Annotated in this window: 19 protein-coding genes and 2 riboswitches; of the genes, 7 read left to right on the forward strand and 12 right to left on the reverse strand. The window is 66.7% G+C overall.

What is annotated here, in order from left to right; all coding sequences use genetic code 11:
- Positions 1–41: 41 nt before the first annotated feature.
- From QK287_RS02150 to QK287_RS02165, 4 genes are all read right to left on the reverse strand, one after another.
- On the reverse strand, positions 42–497 hold the full coding sequence (locus QK287_RS02150; RefSeq protein WP_226760581.1) for a MaoC family dehydratase: 456 nt from the start codon (positions 495–497) through the stop codon (positions 42–44).
- Between the two features lie 87 nt (positions 498–584).
- Positions 585–1,790 (reverse strand): acyl-CoA dehydrogenase family protein, encoded by a 1,206-nt coding sequence (locus QK287_RS02155; RefSeq protein ID WP_282358979.1) that lies wholly within the window; start codon positions 1,788–1,790, stop codon positions 585–587.
- A gap of 1 nt (position 1,791) precedes the next feature.
- On the reverse strand, positions 1,792–2,685 hold the full coding sequence (locus QK287_RS02160) for an amidohydrolase family protein (RefSeq protein WP_282358980.1): 894 nt from the start codon (positions 2,683–2,685) through the stop codon (positions 1,792–1,794).
- Position 2,686: 1 nt separating this feature from the next.
- Positions 2,687–3,622, reverse strand: a complete 936-nt coding sequence (locus QK287_RS02165) for an SDR family NAD(P)-dependent oxidoreductase (RefSeq protein ID WP_226775236.1) — start codon at positions 3,620–3,622, stop codon at positions 2,687–2,689.
- 243 nt (positions 3,623–3,865) lie between these two features.
- On the opposite strand from QK287_RS02165, the gene QK287_RS02170 reads away from it, so the two are divergent.
- The 3 genes from QK287_RS02170 (at position 3,866) to pabB (ending at position 7,103) form a co-directional block, all read left to right on the forward strand.
- On the forward strand, positions 3,866–4,360 hold the full coding sequence (locus QK287_RS02170) for a MarR family transcriptional regulator (protein WP_253031829.1): 495 nt from the start codon (positions 3,866–3,868) through the stop codon (positions 4,358–4,360).
- A gap of 89 nt (positions 4,361–4,449) precedes the next feature.
- Positions 4,450–5,046 carry a low molecular weight protein-tyrosine-phosphatase gene (locus QK287_RS02175; protein WP_282358981.1) on the forward strand — a complete coding sequence of 199 codons (597 nt, stop codon included), beginning with the start codon at positions 4,450–4,452 and terminating at the stop codon, positions 5,044–5,046.
- Positions 5,043–7,103: an aminodeoxychorismate synthase component I gene (gene pabB / locus QK287_RS02180; RefSeq protein ID WP_282358983.1), complete on the forward strand. Its 2,061-nt coding sequence runs from the start codon at positions 5,043–5,045 to the stop codon at positions 7,101–7,103. The genes QK287_RS02175 and pabB overlap by 4 nt, the downstream gene beginning before the upstream one ends.
- Positions 7,104–7,119: 16 nt before the next feature.
- Here pabB and cls read toward each other — a convergent pair whose 3' ends face one another.
- Positions 7,120–8,553 carry a cardiolipin synthase gene (cls, locus tag QK287_RS02185; protein ID WP_282359045.1) on the reverse strand — a complete coding sequence of 478 codons (1,434 nt, stop codon included), beginning with the start codon at positions 8,551–8,553 and terminating at the stop codon, positions 7,120–7,122.
- A gap of 135 nt (positions 8,554–8,688) precedes the next feature.
- Between cls and QK287_RS02190 the strand changes: the two genes are divergently transcribed.
- Positions 8,689–9,651, forward strand: a complete 963-nt coding sequence (locus QK287_RS02190) for an aminodeoxychorismate lyase (RefSeq protein WP_282358985.1) — start codon at positions 8,689–8,691, stop codon at positions 9,649–9,651.
- Positions 9,652–9,672: 21 nt separating this feature from the next.
- On the opposite strand, the gene QK287_RS02195 is transcribed toward QK287_RS02190, so the two are convergent.
- Together QK287_RS02195 and QK287_RS02200 are read right to left on the reverse strand one after the other, a co-directional pair.
- On the reverse strand, positions 9,673–10,953 hold the full coding sequence (locus tag QK287_RS02195; protein WP_282358987.1) for a glycosyltransferase family 2 protein: 1,281 nt from the start codon (positions 10,951–10,953) through the stop codon (positions 9,673–9,675).
- 1 nt (position 10,954) lies between these two features.
- Positions 10,955–11,899: an ATP-grasp domain-containing protein gene (locus tag QK287_RS02200; protein WP_282358988.1), complete on the reverse strand. Its 945-nt coding sequence runs from the start codon at positions 11,897–11,899 to the stop codon at positions 10,955–10,957.
- Between the two features lie 543 nt (positions 11,900–12,442).
- Positions 12,443–12,557: riboswitch (SAM riboswitch) on the forward strand.
- 13 nt (positions 12,558–12,570) lie between these two features.
- On the opposite strand from QK287_RS02200, the gene QK287_RS02205 reads away from it, so the two are divergent.
- The 3 genes from QK287_RS02205 to QK287_RS02215 are packed head-to-tail and all read left to right on the forward strand — an operon-like array spanning position 12,571 to position 14,507.
- Positions 12,571–12,891, forward strand: a complete 321-nt coding sequence (locus QK287_RS02205; RefSeq protein ID WP_348774688.1) for a DUF1737 domain-containing protein — start codon at positions 12,571–12,573, stop codon at positions 12,889–12,891.
- Complete coding sequence (locus tag QK287_RS02210; RefSeq protein WP_282358991.1) at positions 12,888–13,298, forward strand: rhodanese-like domain-containing protein; 411 nt, start codon at positions 12,888–12,890, stop codon at positions 13,296–13,298. The genes QK287_RS02205 and QK287_RS02210 overlap by 4 nt, the downstream gene beginning before the upstream one ends.
- Positions 13,299–14,507 carry an O-succinylhomoserine sulfhydrylase gene (locus QK287_RS02215; protein WP_282358993.1) on the forward strand — a complete coding sequence of 403 codons (1,209 nt, stop codon included), beginning with the start codon at positions 13,299–13,301 and terminating at the stop codon, positions 14,505–14,507.
- Positions 14,508–14,577: 70 nt separating this feature from the next.
- On the opposite strand, the gene QK287_RS02220 is transcribed toward QK287_RS02215, so the two are convergent.
- From QK287_RS02220 to QK287_RS02240, 5 genes are all read right to left on the reverse strand, one after another.
- Positions 14,578–15,762, reverse strand: coding sequence for a glutamate--cysteine ligase (locus QK287_RS02220; RefSeq protein WP_282358994.1), 1,185 nt, complete (start codon positions 15,760–15,762; stop codon positions 14,578–14,580).
- Positions 15,763–15,816: 54 nt separating this feature from the next.
- Positions 15,817–17,340: a UDP-N-acetylglucosamine 1-carboxyvinyltransferase gene (locus tag QK287_RS02225; RefSeq protein ID WP_226775225.1), complete on the reverse strand. Its 1,524-nt coding sequence runs from the start codon at positions 17,338–17,340 to the stop codon at positions 15,817–15,819.
- A gap of 95 nt (positions 17,341–17,435) precedes the next feature.
- Complete coding sequence (locus QK287_RS02230; RefSeq protein WP_226775224.1) at positions 17,436–18,239, reverse strand: energy-coupling factor transporter transmembrane component T; 804 nt, start codon at positions 18,237–18,239, stop codon at positions 17,436–17,438.
- A gap of 7 nt (positions 18,240–18,246) precedes the next feature.
- Positions 18,247–19,935, reverse strand: coding sequence for an ABC transporter ATP-binding protein (locus tag QK287_RS02235; protein WP_282358997.1), 1,689 nt, complete (start codon positions 19,933–19,935; stop codon positions 18,247–18,249).
- A 16-nt stretch (positions 19,936–19,951) separates the two neighbouring features.
- On the reverse strand, positions 19,952–20,638 hold the full coding sequence (locus QK287_RS02240) for an ECF transporter S component (protein WP_282358999.1): 687 nt from the start codon (positions 20,636–20,638) through the stop codon (positions 19,952–19,954).
- Positions 20,639–20,703: 65 nt separating this feature from the next.
- Positions 20,704–20,847: riboswitch (TPP riboswitch) on the reverse strand.
- Positions 20,848–21,060 lie beyond the last annotated feature (213 nt).

The following is a 21,060-nucleotide window of genomic DNA, read 5'->3' on the forward strand; positions in this document are numbered from 1 at the left end:
TTGTTCCTTTGAACAGAGGGAGGGTTCGTAGAGGGGGCTTTTTACTTGTAGAAGCGGGCGAGGAACTCGGCGACGACGGCGGGCCGCTCCTGGCCTTCGATCTCGATGGTGTTGGCGACCTTGATCTGGGCACCGCCCTTGACCTCGGTCACTTCGCTGATGGTGGACCGCATCCGGATCCGCGCGCCCACCTTGACCGGGGACGTGAAGCGGACTTTGTCCAGTCCGTAGTTGACCTTCGTGGTGACGCCGTCGACGTCGAACAGCTCGCCCCAGAAAGGGATGATGAGCGAGAGGGTGAGGAAGCCGTGGGCGATGGGGGCGCCGAACGGGCCGTCCTTGGCGCGTTCCGGGTCAACGTGGATCCACTGGTCGTCACCGGTGGCGTCGGCGAACTTGTTGATCTGTTCCTGGGTGATTTCGCGGTACTCGGTGACCCCGAGATCGGTGCCGGCGAGCGTGAGCAGTTTGTCGAAATCGACGACGAGATTGGGCATGATGTCCTCCTGGAGGGCTGGGTGGGGCAGGGAACTGTCCGACGGCGGTGCCGGAGCGGGGTGTGTTGGATTTGGTGGGTGCCGGGGTCAGCGGGTGAAGGCGCTTTCGCCGGTCAGGGCCCGGCCGACGATGAGGGCGTTGATTTCGTGGGTGCCTTCGTAGGAGTAGACGGCCTCGGCGTCGGCGTGGAAGCGTGCGACATCGGTTTCAAGGGTGATGCCGTTGCCGCCGACCACTTCGCGGGCCAGGGCCACGGTTTCGCGCATCAGCAGGGATGTCTGCATCTTGGCCAGGGCGGAGTCCTGGTCCCGGTAGATGCCGTTGGACTGCTGCTCGGTGAGCCGCACCACGAGAGACAGCGCCGAGGTGACGTTTCCGAGCATCCGGGCCACTTTTTCCTGGACCAGCTGGAAGGATCCGAGCGTGCGGCCGAACTGCCGGCGTTCCGTGACGTAGCGCAGGGCCGCCTCGAATGCACCGGCCGCGATCCCGGTGGCAATCCAGGCGACGTCCGAGCGCATCGCGCGCAGCATTGCCGCGACGTCCCGGAAGGACTCCACGTTGTGCAGGCGCATCGATTCGGGCACCCGTACGCCCTCGAGGGTGATGTGGGCGTTCTGCATCATCCGTAACGCGGTCTTGCCGTGGATCTTCTCCTGCGTCACGCCGGGGGCTTCCCGCTCGACGAGGAAGGCCTTGACCTGGCCGTCGGCCACGTCGCGGGCAAACACGGCCAGGACGTCCGCGGTGGCGGCGCCGCCGATCCAGCGCTTGGCGCCGTCGAGGATCCAGGTGTCGCCCTCACGGCGGGCGGTGGTGGAGAGCCCGCCGGCGATGTCGGAACCGGACTCCGGCTCGGTCAGCGAGAAGACCCCCTTGAGCGAGAAGTCGATGACCTTCGGCATCCATTCGGCCTGCTGTTCCGCGGAGGCACCGACCCGGATCGCGGTCCGGAACAGTCCGGCCTGGGCTGTGTAGAAGGTGGCGAGCGAGGCGTCGGTGCGGGCGAGCTCGAAGATCCGGAAGCCCTGGTAGATTCCCCGGGCCGGGCTGCCCTCCGGGCCGCGCAGTTCGGCCGGCTCCATCAGGTCCAGGCCGATCAGCGGCTCGGCGAGCTCATCCGGGAACTCGCCGCGTTCCCAATAGTCCGCCAGCAGCGGCCGGGCCTTCTCGTCGAGGAAGGTCCGCAGCCTGCCCAGCACGCGGCGTTCCCCCGCGGTCAACAGGGACTCGGCGTCGTAGTAGTCGCAGACGCCGTACAGCCGGGTTTGTTGTTCGGTATCGACAGTCATCTCAGCCTCCCAGTCCGAGCAGGCGGACGGCGTTGTGCTTGAGGATCTTGGGCCGGACCTCGTCCTTGAGCGGCAGGTCCGCAAAGGCGCGCAGCCACTTCTGCGGGGTGATCAGCGGGAAGTCGGTGCCGAAAAGGACCTTGTCCTGCAGCACGGAGTTGGCCATCTTCACCAGCGATTCCGGGAAGTACTTCGGGGACCAGCCGGAGAGGTCGATGAAGACGTTGGACTTGTGCGTGGCGATGGAGTTCGCCTCGTCCTGCCACGGCACCGAGGGGTGGGCCATGATGATCTGCAGTTCCGGGAAGTCCGCCGCGACGGCGTCCAGCAGCAGCGGGTTGGAGTAGCCCAGCTTGATGCCGTAGCCGCCCGGGAGCCCGGCGCCCATGCCGTTTTGTCCGGTGTGGAAAATCGCCGGGAGGCCGAGTTCCTGCAGGGCGGCCCAGAGCGGGTAGAACTGTTCGTTGGAGGGGTCAAAACCCTGTAGGGACGGGTGGAACTTGAACCCGCGGGCACCCAGGTCGATGGCCTGGTGCTTGGCGCCCTGGATGGCCTCGGCGCCGGTCCGTGGGTCCACGCTGCCAAACGGGATCAGCACGTCGTTGTTCCGCGCGGCGCCGGCGACGAGGTCTTCGATGCTGTTCGGCTCGTGTTTGAGCTGGGTGCGGGCATCGACGGTGAACACGACGGCGGCCATGTTCAGTTCGCGGTAGACCTCGGCGATCCGGTCCAGCGACGGGGTGCGGTCCTCGGACTTGAAGTACTTGGCGGACGCTTCGCTGAGGGCCGACGGCAGGGATTCGTGGCCGTGGCCGTCCACCTCAAGGTGGACGTGCATGTCGATCGCGTCGAGCTTTGCCGCGTCGATGCCGAGTTCATAGCGCTGGGAGGCCATGTCAGCGGACCTCTGCCGGTTCGGGCTTGAGCTCTTCCGGAAGCGGCAGGAATTCCTCGCCGACGCTTTGCAGCTTGTCGCCGAAGAGCTTGCCAAAGTTTTCGATCAGGTCGGCATAGCCCCAGCCACCTTCGCGGTACTCGGTAACGGCAGCCCCCGGGTGGGTCCAGAGCTGCAGACGGTCCCCGCCGGCGCCGATCGCCTGGCCGGTGATGCCGGCAGCTGCGTCGGAGGCGAGGAAGGCAACGAGTCCGGCGACGTCGTCGGCGGTTCCGAACCCCAGATCGTGACGGAAGAAGGCCGGCATGGCCTCGCCGCGTTCGTCCGCTTCGACGGCCTTCTGGAAGTACGGGACGGTCTTGGTCATGGCGGTGGCGGCCACCGGGATGACGGCGTTGGCGGTGACGCCGGCCTTCTTCATTTCCAGCGCCCAGGTGCGGACCATGCCGACGATTCCGGCCTTGGCGGCGGCGTAGTTGGTCTGGCCGAAGTTGCCGCGCTGGCCGGTGGGCGATCCGATGGTGATGATGCGGCCGGCGATACCGTTTTCCTTGAAGTAGGCGAACGCTTCGCGGGCGCAGGTGAAGGTGCCCTTGAGGTGGACGTTGATGACGAGGTCAAAGTCCTCGTCCGTCATCTTCAGCAGGGACTTGTCCCGCAGGATGCCGGCGTTGGTGACCAGGATGTCGAGCCGGCCGAAAGCCTCCACCGCTTTCTGCACGAGCTGCCGGGCGGCTTCGGTGCTGCCCACCGGAGCGACGACGGCGACGACGCGGCCGCCGTCGGCCTCAATGGTCCGGACCGCTTCAGCGGCCACGTCGGCATCCACATCGTTGATCACGACGGCGGCGCCCTGGCGGGCGAGTTCCCGGGCGTACGCCAGACCCAGGCCGCGGCCGCTTCCGGTGACGATTGCTACTTTCCCTGACAGGCTCATGCTGCTCCTTTGCACTGCGCCTTGCGGCGGATATCCCAGGGAGCCTGCGTGTGATGCACATCTCCCTTGACTGCTTCAATTAGAAACTTAATCCTTGAGAATGTCAATGATTTATTTCTGCATCCAATCAGCTTCCCCACCCGCCGCATTCACCGCTCCCGGTGCACGCTTTTCGCAGGCGCGGTGCACGTGGGATCATTGAATAATTCAACGACCCGGCTGGCTACCCGCCCGAAAGGCACCATGACACAACAGGTACACCTCGCCGCCGAAAGCTCCGGCGAGGCTTCCACCCGGCTGGCGGAATCAAGCATCAGCACTGACATAGGCTTCCTGCTGGCCAAGCTGCACGCCGCCGGCAGCGTGCTCAACAACGCGGCCCTTGCAGAGTTCGGGCTGAAGGAGCGGTCCTACTCCGTGCTGGCGCTGGCCTGCGGCAATCTGGGACCCACCCAACGCGAACTGGCCGAGTTCCTCAGCCTGGATCCCAGCCAGATCGTGGCACTCATTGATGAGCTGGAACAGCGCGGCCTCGTGGAAAGAAAGCCGGGACCCTCAGACCGGCGGCAGAAACTGGTGTCCGCCACAAAAGCAGGCCGCACCCTCCACGCTGCCGCCCAGAAGGCAACCCAGGCCGCCGAGGCGCGACAGCTGGTCATGCTTACCGGCGAGGAGGTGGCGTCTCTGCGGTCCATTCTCCGCAAGGCCGTCTGGTCCGGGAGTCCCGCAGGCCAATAGTTCAAACCTTGCAAATATGATGTGACAAAGCCTGTAACATCCACCGCCGGGAACTAGCCAAGCGGACACCGATCATCCATGCTTGCACTATGACCTCAGCGCCGAGCCAGTACCGGATCATCGCGGTCTGCACCGGGAACATCTGCCGGTCGCCGATGGCCGAACTGATGCTGGCGGAGGCCATCGCCGCGGATGGCCTGGCCGGCGCCGTCGTTGACTCGGCGGGGATCACGGCCTACGAAGTGGGCCGCCCGATTGATCCGCGGGCCGCCCGCAAACTCACCGCCAACAGCATTTCCTCGGAACGTCACGTGGCACGCGAATGGGACACCAGATGGTTCCACAACCGCGACCTCATCCTTGCCCTGGACGTGGACCATTTCGGCTGGTTGCAGCAGGCCGCACCGGACCGCGAATCCGGGTCCAAGATCCGGATGCTGCGCAGCTTCGATCCGGCCGTCGCGGGCAAGGATCCCCTCGACCAGGGCATCGACGACCCCTGGTACGGCGGCCACGCGGACTTCGACCTCACCTGGGACCTGATCCACGCCGCACTGCCCGGGATCGTGGCGCATGTCCGGACGGAGCTGTCCCGGCGTCAACGGCCCGGCGGGCAACAACCGGGCAGTGATCAACCGGGCAGTGATCAACCCAATGCAGGGCAGCGGGTACGCTCTAAATCATGAGTCCCGCACCCGTCATCATCGCCATCGACGGACGATCCGGCGCCGGCAAGACCACCTTGGCGATCGAGCTGGCGGCGACGCTCCGCGAGCACCACAAGGTCTCCCTCTTCCATCTGGAAGACATCTATCCCGGCTGGAACGGGCTTGTGGCCGGCGTCGAGCGTTACGTCTCCACGGTCCTGGCCCCGCTGCACCGCAGCGAGCCCGCCGAATGGGTCAGTTGGGACTGGACAGCCCACTACGACGGCGCCACCCGCACCACCCAGCCCGCTGAAATCGTCCTGGTGGAAGGCGTGGGTGCTGCCGCCGCAGCCGCCCTCCCCTTCCTGGCCGCCGTAATCTGGGCCGATTCGCCCGAACAAGACCGGCGCAGCAGGGCCCTGGCCCGCGACGGTGAAACGTACGAACCGTTCTGGGACAAGTGGGCCGCCCAGGAGCAGGAGTGGCTGGCCGGGGATGACGTTCCGGCCCGCGCCGATGTCCGGGTGCTGAACCGTGCCGACGGCGCCGCGCCTGCGGAAGTACTGCAGTCCCTCTTGTACCTGCCGGCTCTGGCTCCGGTGCTGCTGCCCGAACGCAGTGCACGCACCGGGCTGGAGCTGCAGGCCGAACGGATCGACGCCGTCCCGGACCCGGTCCTGGTGTTCGAAGCCCTTTTCGGCGGCTCGGCCAATGCCGTCTGGCTCGACTCATCGCTGACGCCCGTGGCGCCCGACGGCGGTGCGGCGGCGGAACGCAGCCGCTTCAGCATCCTGGCGGACGACGGCGGCCCTTACGGACAGTCGGTCCGGCACAACTCGGGGACGACTTGTGTGAGCGTCGGAAACGCCAGCGTCACCACCGAGGGGCCGTTCTTCCGCTGGCTCGACGGCGTCTGGGGCCAGCCCACACTCCGCGGCCCCAAGGACTACCCGTGCGGGTTCACCTTGGGCTGGCTCGGCTACCTCGGCTACGAACTCAAACGTGAGACCGGCGGCAGCGACGCGCCGGCCGGGACCCCGGATGCCTGCCTGCTTTTCGCCGGTCGCGCAGTGGTCCTGGACCACGTGGAGCGCACGGTCTGGCTGCTGGCGCTGGACGCCGCAGACGCCGGAGACTGGCTGGCTACTGCCCGCTCCGCCATCACCGAGGCAAGCAACCGAAAGCCGGCCGGCGCCGGCCACGTCCTCGACCCCCGCGCACCCGGCCACGGCGCCCCGGACTTTACGGCCCGGGACTCGGAAGCATCCTATAAGTTCAAAATCAGCCGGGCGCAGCACGAGATTACCGAAGGCAACAGCTACGAGGTCTGCCTGACCACCGCACTGACCGCCAATCTTCCCGCCGCGACCCTCGAGCCTTGGCAGGCGTACCTTATGCTGCGGCGGGGCAATCCCGCGCCGTTCGCCAGCTACCTGCGCTTCGGCGACCTCACTGTGGCGAGCACCTCGCCGGAGCGGTTCCTGCGGATCGCGCCCGACGGTGCCATGCGCGCCGAGCCGATCAAAGGCACCCGGCCCCGGGATGCGGATCCGGCACGGGACGCGTTGCTGCGGACCGAGCTCGAGTCCTCCCCGAAGGACCGCGCCGAGAACATCATGATCGTGGACCTGCTCCGCAACGACCTCAGCCACTTCGCCGTGCCGGGCTCGGTATCGGTCAGCAGGCTCTGCGCGATCGAAAGCTACGCCACAGTGCACCAGTTGGTCAGCACCATCGATGCCCGCCTCAAACCGGGGATGCCCCGGGCCGAGGCCGTTGCGGCGTGTTTTCCCGCCGGCTCCATGACGGGCGCCCCCAAGGTCAGCACCATGGCCATCCTCGACCGGCTTGAGGGAGCACCCCGCGGCGTGTACTCCGGCGCGATCGGCTATTTCTCGCTCAACGGCGCGACCGACCTGGCCGTCGCCATCCGGGCCCTCGTTCTCAGGCAGCTGCCCGGCGGCCGCACCGGGCTCAGCCTCGGCGTCGGCGGTGCTATTACGGCAGACTCCTCACCCCAGGCGGAGTACGAAGAGATCCGGACCAAGGCCTTCGGCGTTCTCACTGCGCTGGGCGCGCAGTACCCGGCCGGCTGACTCGTGCGCTGCGGCGCTACTGCAATGTGGCCGTCAGGCGGGCCACATTGTCCACATACTTAACCCCCACGGGCCGCCGCATCCAGTCCTCGAGCGTCAGTTCGCGCGAGAGCCCCCGGTAGGTGTCCGCCACGGCGCTGACGCGTCGCACCACGTCCGCGCCCAGGAGCATCACTGAAACCTCGAGGTTCAGCGAGAAGGAGCGCATGTCCATGTTGCTGGAGCCCAGCACGGCGACCTCGTCATCGATGGTGAAGTGCTTGGCGTGCAGCACAAACGGCGCCTTGTACAGGTAGATGCGCACTCCGGCTTCGAGGAGCGCCTCATAGTAGGACTGCTGGGCGTGGTGGACGAGGAACTGGTCGCCCTTTTCCGAGACGAACAGCTCGACCTCCACGCCGCGCTGAGCTGCCGTCGTCACGGCGTACAGCAGTGAATCGTCCGGGACGAAATAGGGGCTGCAGATCGAAATATTGTGCTGGGCGGAGTAAATCAATGTGGTGAAAAGCCGCAGGTTGTTTTCCGTGATGAAGCCGGGGCCGCTGGGAACCACCTGCGCCGTCACGTCGCCTGCGTGTGTTTCGGGCCGGTGCGCGAGCTGATCCTCGAGGGACTCGTCCGTTTCACTGAGCCAGTCCGTGGCGAAGACGACGTTGAGGGTGGTGACAATCGGCCCGCGCAGGCTCGCCATCAGTTCGACCCATTCGCGGCCGACTTTGCGGTGCCTGGGGTTGTTGTAGGAGGGCTCGATCAGGTTCTGCGACCCGGTGAAGGCAAGCTCGCCGTCGATCACCATAATCTTGCGGTGGTTGCGCAGGTCCGGCCGGCGCCATTGACCGTGCACGGGCCGCAGCGGCAACATCGGCCGCCAACGGATTTTGCTGGCCTTGAGCCGGGCGATCAGCTTGCTGTAACCCTGGATGCGCAGGGTGCCGAGGTGGTCAAACAGAAGCCGGACTTCGACGCCGCGCTCGGCGGCCTCTTCCATCGCGGTCAGCAGATCGTCGGTGACGTGGTCGGAGCTCAGGATATAGAACTCGGCGTTGACAAATGACTCTGCTTGACGGACGGCCGCTGCCATCGCCTTGATCGAGTCCGGGTAGCCGGGCAGGAGCTCCACCTGGTTGCCGTCCACCATCGGCAGTGAACCGAGGGTTTGGTTCAGCTCCGCTGCGGAGGCCACCCATTCCGGGCCGCTGTACCGGCTTTCCTGCATCGCCAGATCGGCGGTGCCGGCCCGTACCCGGGTATTCACGGCGTCCTGCTGCGCACGGCGCCTGCGGGACAGCCTGAAGTTGCCAAAAAGCAGGAACAGGACCAAGCCCAGTGCGGGGACAAAAAAGATGATCAGGAGCCAGGCCATGGCCGTGGTGGGACGTCGGTTTCCGGGGATGATGCCCAGTGCCAGCACCCGGATCCCCAGGTCCACGACGGACAGGATCAGCAGCATCCAGGGCGGGAGTGTCTCCGCCAGCGAAAATGGCCACAGCACAGGTGAACCCCTCAAGTTCCAGACCCGCGGAACCTTTCCGGAACGGGCAACCGTCAAATCCTATCCCGTGGTCCGCGGCGCTAAGCTAAAGTCATGAATTCTCCTGCCGGTGTTCCCGGCCCGGCCCCGGTGCTGGTCTTCCTGGATTCCGCGTTCGACGGCGGCCGGGTGGCCGATGCCACGAAGCCGCAATTGATGGCGACGGACCAGGGGGCCACCCGCGGCGACGGTGTTTTCGAGTCGCTGCTGGCCGTTGGCGGGCAGCCACGGAAGCTTCAGGCGCACCTGAATCGGCTGGCCGGTTCCGCCGGGTTGCTGGAGCTTGACCTCCCGGCGGAGGATCGCTGGCGCCGGGCGATCACGACGGCCATCAGCGAGTACCGGGGCCAGCACGTACCCGGCGCCGGAGACTCAGCGGACGACGAACTCGTTGTTAAACTGCTCGTGACCCGGGGCGTTGAAGGCGCCGCCGGGCCAACCTGCTGGGTCCAGGCCTCCGTCCCCGGCGCCATCGGCCGACGCCAACGCGAGACCGGGATCGACGTCATCCTGCTGGACCGCGGCTATGACAGTGAAGTCGCTGAACGGGCGCCCTGGCTGCTCATGGGCGCCAAGACGCTCTCCTACGCCGTCAACATGGCCGCGCTGCGCTACGCGCATGCCCAGGGTGCCGACGACGTTATCTTCACCTCCGCGGACGGCAAGGTCCTGGAGGGCCCGACGTCGACTGTCCTGCTTGCCCATCTGGAAACCGCCGACGACGGTGCCGGCGGCGTGCGGACCCTCCGGCGGCTCATAACCCCGCAGCTCGACAGCGGGATCCTGCCCGGCACCTCGCAGGGTGCCCTGTTTACCGCGGCGAAGGCCGCCGGCTGGGAGCTGGGCTACGGACCGCTTGAGCCCCGCGACCTCTACGACGCCGACGCCGTGTGGCTCATCTCGAGCATCCGGCTGCTGGCGCCCGTCAACCACATCGACAGCAGGGAAATCGGCACCCCGGAACAGCGCAAGCAACTCACCGCGGAGCTCAACACGCTGTACGCCACCATCGGGTAGGCACAGTGATCGGGGCAGCTTTCAGGCCCTGAGCTGCGCGCGTGGCCGCTGGGCGCCGGCGGTACCGGATCCCGTTCGGACGGGATTGTTCCGGCGGAGTACCCTCTCCCGGACTTCCTGGACCAGTGCGGCGATCACGGCCAGGCTCGTAAACAACGAATAAAACGGCATCAGCGGCAGCGCCCATACATGCCGCAAGTCTTTCCACGCCCGGTTGGCGCCCAGCGCGCACACCGGCAGGACCAAAGACACAAGCAGGCCCAACCAGGCCAGGACCACCCAGTCGACGCCGGCCGGCGGGCGGTAGCCGGCCGCAAGGAGGACGGCCACGCCGAGGAGCAACGGGATCTGAAGCGCAGGAAGGACCACCACGGTAATGGCGTGGAACACCAGCTGCGTTCCGAACGGGCCGTACCGGAGATTGCCGATCAGATCTTTGTGCAAGGCCATGGTCTGCAACAGGCCGAGGTACCTGCGGACCCGTCGGCGCCAGAGGCCGCCAACGGTCAAGGGAGACTCCGCCAGGACAACAGCCCTCGGGGCGAATACCACCCGGTAGCCTGCCTTGTGAACCCGCCAGGCCAGTTCCAGGTCTTCGCTCACCGTGTCCTGCCGGAACAGTCCCACGTGTTCGAGCACACTGCGCGGGAAGGCGCCGATGGCACCCACGTCGGTGGGTATACAGCCGACTACCGCCAGGGCGCGCCGGACCAGGCCGCCGCCGATGTGGCCGGTGAAGGTTAGCACCCGGCCCTGGACCCCTTTGACCTTCACCGGCCGGCCATCACCACAGACCGCGCCGGTTCGCTCGTCGTCAAATCCGCGGAGCATCATCCCGACGGTGTGCCGGGAAAGAATGACGTCCGCATCGATAAACATCAGGATCTCGCCGGCGGCGTTGCGGATCCCGAAGTTCAAGGCCGCCGCCTTGCCGGCGTTGGCCTGCGCCAGAACCTTAATCCGGGGATCCCTGGCAGCGAGAGCCGCCATAATCGTGGCGGTGCAGTCCGTTGAACCGTCATCCACCAGGATCAGCTCGTACCGGTCGTAGCGGGTGCGCTGAATCGATCGGACGCAGTTCTCAATAGCGGCTGCCTCGTTGAATGCCGGGACAATTATCGACACACGGGGCCACGCATCGAACATCGTGGGGACTTCGCGGCGTCGGCGATGGGCGCTCCGAAGTTCGAACCAGACGGCAAGCGGCACAACGAGCAGTTTCACCAGCCCGAACAACAGGACCGGCAGCCCGAGGAGGACGAGCGGGAACTGGGCCGCCGGGAGCGCTGCGGTGACGTTCATTTCAACCCATGGCATCGGCGAACGGCCCCATGCAGTGCCGGAACGACGCCGGGTTGAAGGAGGGCAGGATAAAGGACGCCAGCACCGCATCGAGCAGCTCAGGCGCGAGTCCGCTGTTCGATCCGAAGCGGGCGTTCACCGCCAGAACCACGGGTGTCCCGTCGGCGCGTCGACGAACGTCCACCTCCACAGGCCCCGTGAGGCCCAGCGCGCGGACCGCAGCCATCGCCACGTTGCCCACGTCGATCGCTTCGCCCGCCTCGGCCCGGCGAGTGGTCACGGCGTTGCCAACGATGCGGTCCGCCGGCCCAACCTTCGCCACAACAACCGCAAATGGCGCGGCACCGTTGTGCGCCGGTGTTCCGAAAACCATGGGCCGGTACTCGTTTCCGGGGATGAATTCCTGGACGATGCGGCTGTCCGGCAGTCGCTGCCAGTCCATTTCCGTGCGGCCATCGACGACTGTCACGACCCGGCCGCCTCGGGACGCCCGGGGTGAGACGACGACCGGTCCGCCCAGGGCGGCCATTGCAGCGTCCGCACCGGCGAAGTCGCTGGGCACGCCGAACCGGGGCACGGGAACGCCCGCTGCATGTAGTTGCCAGGCCGTAAAGAGCTTGTCATGGGCCAACGCCACCGGGCCCGGATCGCCGATCATCACACGTACGTCCGCTCCGAACGCCGCCCGGAACGCGGCGAGCTGCGGCAGTTCCTCGCTGACCGTGGGAATGACAAGATTGATGCCTTCCTGGCTAACCAGTCGCCGAAGTGCTGATACCCGTTCCGCGTCCGTCGCGTGCGGGACGGGGAACACCGTGAATCCTGCCCCGTCCGGCAGCTCGAGGATGTCCGTCCCGAGGACAGGAATGTCGCGCGCTTTCAGTTGGGCCGCGATGGCCTGGCCCGCAGGGCCGCAGGCGCCGGTGACCAATACGCGCGGCCTCACCGCTGTGCCGTCCTGGCAGCCCGGACCCGGCCATCGCCGCCGGCGTCCGCACCGGAGGGCCGGTTCGGAATCAACCCTTCCGTTACCTGGCGGCCGGGTGTGCTGATAACAGCGGCCAAGGCCGTGCTCAGGAGAATAATGAGTAGAACATATATCGCGGCCATAGCAGTCCCCTTCCCTTGTTAAAGGCCCGGCAGTCGACGGCGCCGCACCGGCCTAACTGGCTGGATCATCAGAGCCGGCCGCAAAACTGAGCGATCCTCGGATGGCGTTTTAGGGCCTGGCGACTTCCGTGGCGCTGGTCCTTCAGTAAAGTCGCGCCGACTGCCAAAAGTCCCGAGTAGGAACTACCCGAAAGCCTCCCCGGTTCAAATTCGAGGCCCCGGGGGTTTGTACCTGTGTGCAATCCCCCGAGTACGTGGATGGGGACGCTGGCATGACCGCTGGCGAATGGCTTATGAACAAACCTCCGTTTCCACCCCGCTCCTTAACATGACGGCCGCCGCCGTGCGGTCCGGCGTCACAGGTGTTACGTTCTTTGGGAGTAATGAGAACCGGCGCCAAGCCCTGACTGGCCGGTCGGCAACCCTCCCTTCCGCGGCGGGGTGCCTCAGGTGAGTACTCGGCATATCGACCATTCGAGCTGCAAGCGTGAAAGAAGGAGATCCGTCATGCCTGACGCGTCCACCGCTGCTGTCCCCCGGACAGCAGCGAACAAAGCCCCGGCCCCGTCCCCCTCAGTCGCCGGTGCCGCCGAGCAGAAACTGCTGTACCGTCTGTTCACCGGAGCCGATGACCGCGCCTTCTGCGAGCGTGTATCGGCCGCCCTCACCGAGGGCTACGTTCTGCACGGCGGCCCGGCTGTCACGTTCAACGGCAGCAACGTCGTCGTGGCCCAGGCACTTGTGCTGCCGGCGGCGATCGCCAACGCCGATGCGGCCGTCGCCAGCGCCGTGGACGATCTCGACTTCGACGGCGGGGGCCACGCGTGAGCTACGCCGGGGACCTCAGCCCGCAGGAGGCCTGGTCCAAGCTCGGGGACGGCGCCATCCTGGTGGACGTCCGCACCGAGGGTGAATGGGCCAGCGCCGGAATTCCGGACACCAAAGCGACGGAGAATGATCCGCTCTTCATCCAGTGGAGCCTCGCCGGCGGCATCCCCAATTCGCAGTTTCTGGCGCAACTGAGACAACAGGCCCCCGAAGCCGGCGGCACCGAATTGTTGTTCCTGTGCCGCTCGGGCGCGCGCTCCGTCGCGGCCGCAATCGTCGCCACCGAGGACGGTTTTACCTCCTTTAACATCCTTGAGGGCTTTGAGGGCGAACCCGACGGCGAGGGCCAACGCACTGTCAACGGCTGGAAAAACCGCGGCCTCCCCACCAATCTCGGAAGACACTAAGTGACATTCAACCCTGATGCCGCCGACTGGAGCGCGGACACCCAGGCCGTCCGCGGCGGACTCGACCGCACCGGATTTCAGGAGACGTCAGAACCGGTCTTCCTGAACTCCGGCTTCGTCTACGAATCGGCGGCCGCCGCGGAACGCGCCTTCGCCGGCCACGACGAGCGTTTCGTCTACTCCCGCTACGGCAATCCCTCTGTGGCGACGTTCCAGGAGCGGCTCCGGCTGCTCGAAGGCACCGAGGCCTGCTTTGCCACGGCGTCGGGCATGTCCGCTGTCTTTACTGCCCTGGGTGCCCTGTTGGCCGCCGGCGACAGGGTGGTGGCGGCCCGATCGCTGTTCGGCTCATGCTTTGTGATCCTGAACGAGATCCTGCCCCGCTGGGGCGTCGAGACGGTCTTCGTTGACGGCCCGGACCTGGTGCAGTGGCGCGAGGCGCTCGCCAAACCCACCACTGCTGTCTTCTTCGAGTCGCCCTCGAACCCAATGCAGGAAATCGTGGATATCGCGGCAGTGAGCGAAATGGCGCACGCGGCCGGGGCGACGGTCGTCGTCGATAATGTCTTTGCCACTCCCCTGCTGCAGCGCTGCGGGGAGCTCGGCGCGGACGTGATCGTCTACTCCGGCACCAAGCACATCGACGGCCAGGGTCGCGTCCTTGGCGGCGCGATCCTGGGCACCAGGGATTTCATCGAGGGCCCGGTCAAGCAGCTGATGCGCCATACCGGCCCGGCACTCTCGGCCTTCAACGCATGGGTGCTGACCAAGGGCCTGGAGACGATGGCCCTGCGGGTGAACCACTCCTGTGCCTCCGCGCTGCGGCTGGCCGAGTGGCTTGAGGAGCAACCCGCGGTCAGCTGGGTCAAGTACCCGCTGCTGCAGTCCCACCCGCAGCATCAGCTGGCCGCCCGGCAGATGAAAGCCGGCGGCACCGTGCTGACCTTCGAGCTCGCCGCGTCCGCCGGGCATTCGGCGAAGGAGGCTGCGTTCGCGCTGCTGGACGGGCTGCGGATCATCGATATCTCCAACAACCTCGGCGATTCGAAGTCGCTGATCACCCATCCCGCCACCACGACGCACCGCGCTATGGGGCCGGAGGGCCGTGCGTCGATCGGGCTCAGTGACGGCGTGGTGCGCCTCTCGGTGGGACTCGAGGATATTGCGGACCTGATCCGCGACCTCGGGCAGGCGCTCAAATCTTGCTAGCGCCGTTTGCGGTGCTTGAGTTGGCAGATAGCGGCGATGCCTTGGCGGAGAACTGCCGTGAACTGCACACTCAGCGCCGCCGGACCGGGCCCAGCGTTGTGCTCCCGTCGGCGGGTTCCCCGGTGTCCGGTCCCGGCACGGTCGCCGCGACGGCGCGTTCAACGACGGCGGACAGGCCGCCGGCGTCGAACGGTTCCCTTTGCAGCTGCGACCCGGTGCCCTCGGCGAGCATCCGGCTAACACCATGGCGCACCAAGTCCAGCTCGCCCTGATCCACCAGCACGGGCGCTACGAAGTCCACCAGGGCGTGGACCACTTCGGCAGCCGGGGCTGGGACGAAGGTCCCGAAGTCCAGCAGCTGCCCGCGCAGTCCGCAGTTGCTGGCCTGCCAGGCGGCCATCCGCAGCAGCAGCGTCGGCACCGGGGCGGGATCAACGCCGTCGTGCCATTCCCGGGACGCGGACTCCACAAGCGCACGCACCAGCACGGCGATCAGCGCGGCGTCCTCGGCCCGCAGGCAAACGTCTGCGACCCGGACCTCCAATGTGGGATAGTGCCGGCACAGCCTCGAGTCGAAGTAGACCATTCCTTCATCCATCAGGACGCCGCTTTCCACCAGACGGTTTACGACGCGGCGGTAGACCGGAAGGCTGCCGAAGATCATGGTGGGGCCCGATCCCGGCCAGCGGTTCCAAGCCTGGGTGCGGTAGCTTTCGAATCCTGTCTCAGCACCGTTCCAGTAGGGCGAATTTGCGCTCAGGGCAATCAGCACAGCAAGTTTGTCGCGGATCCGGTCCATCACTGCCACACCCTCTTCCGGAGACTCCACAAGGGTGTGGACGTGCAGGCCGCAGGTGAGCTGGTTCCGGACGGTGCGCCCAAAACGCTGCTGCATGGTCAGGTACCGCTGCTTCGGCGTCAGGTGGGTTGCCGAGCCGAGCGGCGACGTGCCGAGGGCGGCGATCCGGCCGCCATGCACCCTGGCGGCGCGGTCCGCGAGGGCACGGCCCTGCCTGAGCTGCCGGAGCAACTCGGCGTACTCCAGGCACGGCCGGGTCCGGGATTCAAGCTGTTCCAGCTTGAGCTCATAGCTGAAGTTCGGTTCCTCATAGACCGGCGGCTGCGCGGAACCGGCCCGGCCGGAGGCCCGCTTCGGGGGTTCCAGCCGGGGCAAAATGGCGTCGGCGAGGGGAAGCGGCATCCCGGTTTCGGGGTCCACGATGAGCAGTTCCTCCTCCACACCGAAGGTGCGCATGATTCCATTGTGCGCCAGGTCTCCGTGAAGCGCGCCGCCTCGCTACGGGGTCGCTCAGTCCTGGAAGTACTCGATTTTTGCGCCGAGGGTGTTGAGCCGCTCGGCCAAGTCCTCGTAGCCTCGTTCGATCACATAGATATTGCGCAGTTCCGATACGCCGCGGGCGGCGAGCATCGCCAACAGCAGGCAGGCAGCGGGTCGGAGGGCCGGCGGGCAGCCCACCTCTGCCGCACGCCATTTGGTGGGGCCGTTGACGTAGATCCGGTGCGGGTCCAGCAGCTGCACCTGCGCGCCGAGTTTGTTCAGCTCCGTCAGGTAGATCGCCCGGTTGTCATAAACCCAGTCGTGGATCATCGTCTGGCCCTGGGCATTCGCGGCGATGACCGCGAAGAAGGGCAGGTTGTCGATGTTCAGCCCGGGGAACGGCATGGGGTGGATCTTGTCCTCGGGTGCCCGCAGTACCGAGGGCCGGGTGGTGACATCCACCAGCCGGGTGCGCGCGTTGCGGGCCAGATACTCCCCGGACACTTCCAGCTGCTGACCCATCTGTTCCAGCGTCGCGAGCTCGATTTCCATAAATTCGATCGGGACGCGCCGGACGGTCACTTCCGAGTTTGTGACAATGCCGGCGGTGATCAGGCTCATCGCCTCGATCGGATCTTCGGACGGGAAATATTCAACATCGACGTCGACGGAGGGGCGGCCGGTGATCTTCAGCGTGGTGGTTCCTACGCCGTCGATCCGGACCCCGAGCATCTCCAGGTAGAAGCAAAGGTCCTGCACCATGTAGTTGGGGCTGGCGTTGCGGATGACTGTGGTCCCGCCGCGGTGGGCGGCTGCCATGATGGCGTTTTCGGTAACGGTGTCGCCGCGTTCGCTGAGCACAAAGGACCGGTCCGCCGCGTCCGCGGGCGGCGCCTGCACGGCGTAGTAGCCGGACTTGGCGTCCACGCTGAGGCCGAACTGGCGCAGCGCCTGCATATGCGGCTGCACCGTGCGGGTGCCAAGGTCGCAGCCGCCGGCATAGGGCAGCCGGTATTCGGCGGATTCGTCCAGGAGCGGGCCCAGCAACATAATGACGCTGCGGGTCCGGCGGGCCGCCTCGATGTCCATCGCGTCAAGGTCCAGGGCCGCGGGGCGCCGGATCTGAAGATCACTGGCGTTGAGCCAAACGCATTCGACGCCGATACTCGTCAGCACCTCGACGATCCTGTTCACTTCTTCGATGCGTGCGAGCCGGCGCAGGGTGGTGGTGCCGCGGTTGATCAGGCTGGCGCACAGCAGGGCGACACCTGCGTTTTTGCTGCTGTTGACGTCCACCGAACCGGACAGGGTCCGGCCGCCTTCCACCCGCAGATGCGTCATGGCGGGCCGCCCCACCTTAACGATGCTCCGGTCAAAAATAACCTCAAGACGCTGGATCATTTTCAGGCTCAGATTCTGCTTGCCTTGTTCCATTCGGGCGATGGCGCTCTGGCTGGTTCCCAGCTCGGCGGCCAGCTGGCCCTGGGTCCAGCCTTTTTGCCCGCGGGCATCGCGGAGTAACGCACCAACGTGTTCAGCAGTCTGTTGAGTCATCCCGCAAAAATATCATGGGTGACGTATTTCTCCGGTCATTTCAGATAAGACGCCGGAAAAATCGCTGCGATACCCGTTCCGTGCGATAATTATCGCTATTGCCGGGCAAGGAAGACCATGTTCCAGGTGCCTGCCGCCAACGACGCCGCGACGGCGGAACCGGCGATCAGGAGTCCGCCGAGAACCACCCAGACGTCCAGGGCGCTGAAGGTGGATTTCCGTGCCCAGGTCCGCGGCGCATCGCCGAAGCCGCGGGCCTCCATAGTGACAGCGAGGCGGGAGGCGCGCCGGACGGCCTGCACCAGCAGCCCGAAGCTCTGCCCCAAGGTGGCGCGGAGCCGCTGCAGGGGGTTCCCGTGGGAACCCACACCGCGGGCACGGCGGGCCATCCCAATGGTGTGCCACTCTTCGGCCATCAATCCCACAAGACGCATCGCGGCAAGCGTTCCGAGGACAAAGCGGTGCGGGAGTTTCGCGTTCTGCGCGAGGGCGTCCGCCAGGTCCGTGGGATCCGTACAACTCATCAGCAGCACCGCCGGCAGCGCGATGGCCAGCCCGCGGACCATAAAGCCGACCCCTAGCTCCAGGGAACCGTCGCTGATGGACCAAATCCTGGCATCAAGCAGAATACGGCCGCTGTCCGGCGCCAGGATGGTGGTACTCCAGCCGCCTAGCGCCGCGGCCAGGATCAAGGGCCAGCCACGGAGCCAGAGTAACCCGGGTCGCAGCCCGGCCAGCGGAAGAAGTGCCAGAACCAGGGCCAATGCCACCGAGGCCGACACCCAGTCGATCGACAGCGCCAGGGCAAGGGTAATGAACACAACGGCGGCGAACTTCGAGAGCGGGTTGGCCCGGGTCAGCAGGGCATGATTGCCGCGCAGCGTCAGTTCCTGTCTCATGGTGTGCTCAACGTCCCGGCCCGCGGCGCACGGGGGCCAGCTCATCGGGCTCCGCTTGATCGGGGACCTGGAGGCTGAGTTCGGTCCCTCCGAGGACGTGGCTGAATTCGGCGTCGTGCGTCACCGAGACGACGGCGGTGCCGGCGTCGAGGAGTTCGGAAAGGAACGAGGCCAGTTCGGCCCAGGTGTTGGCATCCTGGCCGAAGGTTGGTTCGTCGAGGATGAGGACGTCCGGATGGGCTGCCAGGACGGTGGCCACCGACAGGCGACGTTTCTCGCCCCCGGAGAGTGTGTACGGGTTCGCGTCCACGAGCTCCGCCAGCCGGAGCCGCTCGAGCAGTTCGTCGACGCGTTCCTCGCCGCGGCCCAGGTGCCGGGGGCCGAACATCAGCTCATCAAGTACCCGCCCCGTGACGAACTGGTGCTCAGGTTCCTGGAACACTGTGCCGATCCTTGAGATCAGCTGCCGGGCCTTCCACTTGTACGGATCGCTCCCGGCACCGGAGCTGAGTTCCGGGGTGGCCGAGACCGTGCCGGAGACCGGCGCGAGCAGGCCCGCGAGCGTCAGGGCGAAGGTGGACTTTCCCGATCCGTTGGGGCCGGTAATGGTCAAGGCCTCCCCGGCGCGGACCCGGGCAACAATGCCGGACTGGACGGGCGCCGGCGGAATGGGTCGAAAACCGCCCCGGAGGCCCGCCCGGCGCGGCCGTTCGCGGGACACGGCCAGGTCCTCAGCGGCAAGCAGCAGTCCCGCTGTCGGGGTGCGGGCAATCTGGCCACCGGGCGCCCCGGCGGCGGCCCTGCCGACGGCCGAGGCGGCGGCCGATGCCGGGCCGGCGGGCCGCGGCCGGTGACGCGTCCGGGTCTGCGGCACGTAACCGGGCACCCAAACACCCGCCGCGGTGAGCATGTCCCGCGCCTGGTCCAGGACCTGGTCCGGCGGTCCGTCGATCAGCACCGCGGTGTCCGTCGCCGAGCCCGGCTGCAGCACCACAATCCGGTTCACGAGGTCTTTCCAGACGGCAACCCTGTGCTCCACGACCACCAGGGTAGCGCCGGTCTTGTCCAGGCAACGGCCGACGGCATCACGAAGCTCCAGCACTCCGGCCGGGTCCAGGTTGGCGGTGGGCTCGTCGAGGAGAATCAGTCCGGGGCGCATCGCCAGGATGCCGGCGAGGGCCAGGCGCTGCTTCTGGCCGCCGGACAGCGCCGACGTCGGGTGGTCCAGCGGCAGGCGGCCGAGTCCGACGTCGTCGAGCGCTTCCGCTGCCCGGGTCCAGATGTCGGCCGGGGGCACTGAAAGGTTTTCCGCCCCGAAGGCGACGTCGTCGCCCAGGCGCGAGAGCACCACCTGCGTCTCCGGGTCCTGCTGCATCAGCCCGGCCCGGCCGCGCCGCTCCCGGGGTGATGCCCCGTCGATCAGCAAGCTGCCGGTCTCCTCGGCATCCCCGTCGTCCGCCGGCCCGCGGCCAGCGGCTCGCCCGGCGTCCCCGCCGGGCGAGTCGCCGAGTACACCGGCCAGGGCGTGGAGGAGCGTGGATTTGCCGGCACCGGATGGTCCCAGCAGCAGCACACGTTCCCCTGCCTGAATGTCCAGGTCAAGGCCGCGGACTGCGGGCCGGGTCCGGCCCGCGTGCCACCAGCCCCAGCCACGCGCGGTGATCGCAGCCGGGCGGACCCGGTCGGAGGATGTCATCAGCCGTGTGCGCGGGTCAGGAAAAGACCGGCTCCGCGGCCGCCTTGCGGGAGGCGAAAGAGCCCAGCACCCCAGTCCTGGCCAGGGCCCGGGTGGCGAGCCAGGACAGGCCGCCGGCGATCACGGCGCCGGAGATCACAGTGAAAACGATGTAGGCCAGCTTGTCACCGGAGGCATAAGCGATGTTCCAGCCCCAGGGCAGGAACGAGTCATTCAAGCCGCAGAACAGGCCCGCCCCGGCGCCGGCCAGCAGTGCCACCGGCAGGTTGAATTTCCCGTGAAAGGACGGCACATTGAACTTCTTGTAGAGCACCGCGGCAAAAACCAGCTCGGCGCCGAGGCCCTGCAGGATGCCTGAGATCAGCACTGTGGTGCCGTACTGCGAGCCCATGATCAGCTCGCCGGTGGCGGCCACCGATTCGCAGAACAGTGCAGCACCCGGCTTGCGGATGATCAGCATGCCCAGCACGGCCGGGAGCATCCAGCCTCCGGCGTAGAGCCCGGTGAGCGGCGGATAGAACGCATTAACGGGGGCAGAAACCAGGTTGGCACCCTGGGACCAGGCCCAGAAGATCACGCCGCCGGCAACCGCAATGAGCGCCGCCACCACAATGTCCACCACACGCCAGTTGTGGCTGTACCGGACGGGCGCGCCGGCTGATCCGGGTTGTACGGATCCGGGCTTGGCAGATGTATCAGTCATATCGTCCTCCTGAGGAACAGGAGGGGAGAGTGGCCCGGGCCTGCAGCTTCCGCTGCCGCTCCGGCCACTCTGAGAACTCGACTCCCTTGCGCCGGTACTAACCGGATCAGGTTCGAGGGTCTGCGGCTGTCCGCACTCTCAGCGCCCACCTGTGGTCTCCCCGGATTTCCCCGGTGATGCCCGACGGCGGCGCTCCCCTGTCGTATCTAAAAATCGCCCTTGTGGGCGTGACCCACTTTACACCCGTGGAGGTTTGTTTTTCCGGAGTCGGCCGTCACAATCCGCCGGCGCCCGGGACGGCCGGCCTAGTAGAGGCAGCAAGCACGGGAACGCCGGATGCCGCGCCCTGCCGGCCACCAACGGCGGCGAACTAGAACGGGAACCCTAACAAGTGACCAACTCACCAGCGCGGTCCCCCCCGG

Source organism: Arthrobacter sp. AL05 (assembly GCF_029960715.1).
GTDB lineage: Bacteria > Actinomycetota > Actinomycetes > Actinomycetales > Micrococcaceae > Arthrobacter.

Coding starts and splice junctions, on each gene's coding strand:
- QK287_RS02205 (WP_348774688.1), top strand. CDS start 12,571: ATGCCTGACGCGTCCACCGCTGCTGTCCCCCGGACAGCAGCGAACAAA.
- pabB (WP_282358983.1), top strand. CDS start 5,043: ATGAGTCCCGCACCCGTCATCATCGCCATCGACGGACGATCCGGCGCC.
- QK287_RS02220 (WP_282358994.1), bottom strand. CDS start 15,762: ATGCGCACCTTCGGTGTGGAGGAGGAACTGCTCATCGTGGACCCCGAA.
- QK287_RS02165 (WP_226775236.1), bottom strand. CDS start 3,622: ATGAGCCTGTCAGGGAAAGTAGCAATCGTCACCGGAAGCGGCCGCGGC.
- QK287_RS02235 (WP_282358997.1), bottom strand. CDS start 19,935: ATGACATCCTCCGACCGGGTCCGCCCGGCTGCGATCACCGCGCGTGGC.
- QK287_RS02175 (WP_282358981.1), top strand. CDS start 4,450: ATGACCTCAGCGCCGAGCCAGTACCGGATCATCGCGGTCTGCACCGGG.
- QK287_RS02155 (WP_282358979.1), bottom strand. CDS start 1,790: ATGACTGTCGATACCGAACAACAAACCCGGCTGTACGGCGTCTGCGAC.
- QK287_RS02170 (WP_253031829.1), top strand. CDS start 3,866: ATGACACAACAGGTACACCTCGCCGCCGAAAGCTCCGGCGAGGCTTCC.
- QK287_RS02225 (WP_226775225.1), bottom strand. CDS start 17,340: ATGACTCAACAGACTGCTGAACACGTTGGTGCGTTACTCCGCGATGCC.
- QK287_RS02195 (WP_282358987.1), bottom strand. CDS start 10,953: ATGAACGTCACCGCAGCGCTCCCGGCGGCCCAGTTCCCGCTCGTCCTC.
- cls (WP_282359045.1), bottom strand. CDS start 8,553: ATGCTGCTGATCCTGTCCGTCGTGGACCTGGGGATCCGGGTGCTGGCA.
- QK287_RS02190 (WP_282358985.1), top strand. CDS start 8,689: ATGAATTCTCCTGCCGGTGTTCCCGGCCCGGCCCCGGTGCTGGTCTTC.
- QK287_RS02240 (WP_282358999.1), bottom strand. CDS start 20,638: ATGACTGATACATCTGCCAAGCCCGGATCCGTACAACCCGGATCAGCC.
- QK287_RS02150 (WP_226760581.1), bottom strand. CDS start 497: ATGCCCAATCTCGTCGTCGATTTCGACAAACTGCTCACGCTCGCCGGC.
- QK287_RS02230 (WP_226775224.1), bottom strand. CDS start 18,239: ATGAGACAGGAACTGACGCTGCGCGGCAATCATGCCCTGCTGACCCGG.
- QK287_RS02160 (WP_282358980.1), bottom strand. CDS start 2,685: ATGGCCTCCCAGCGCTATGAACTCGGCATCGACGCGGCAAAGCTCGAC.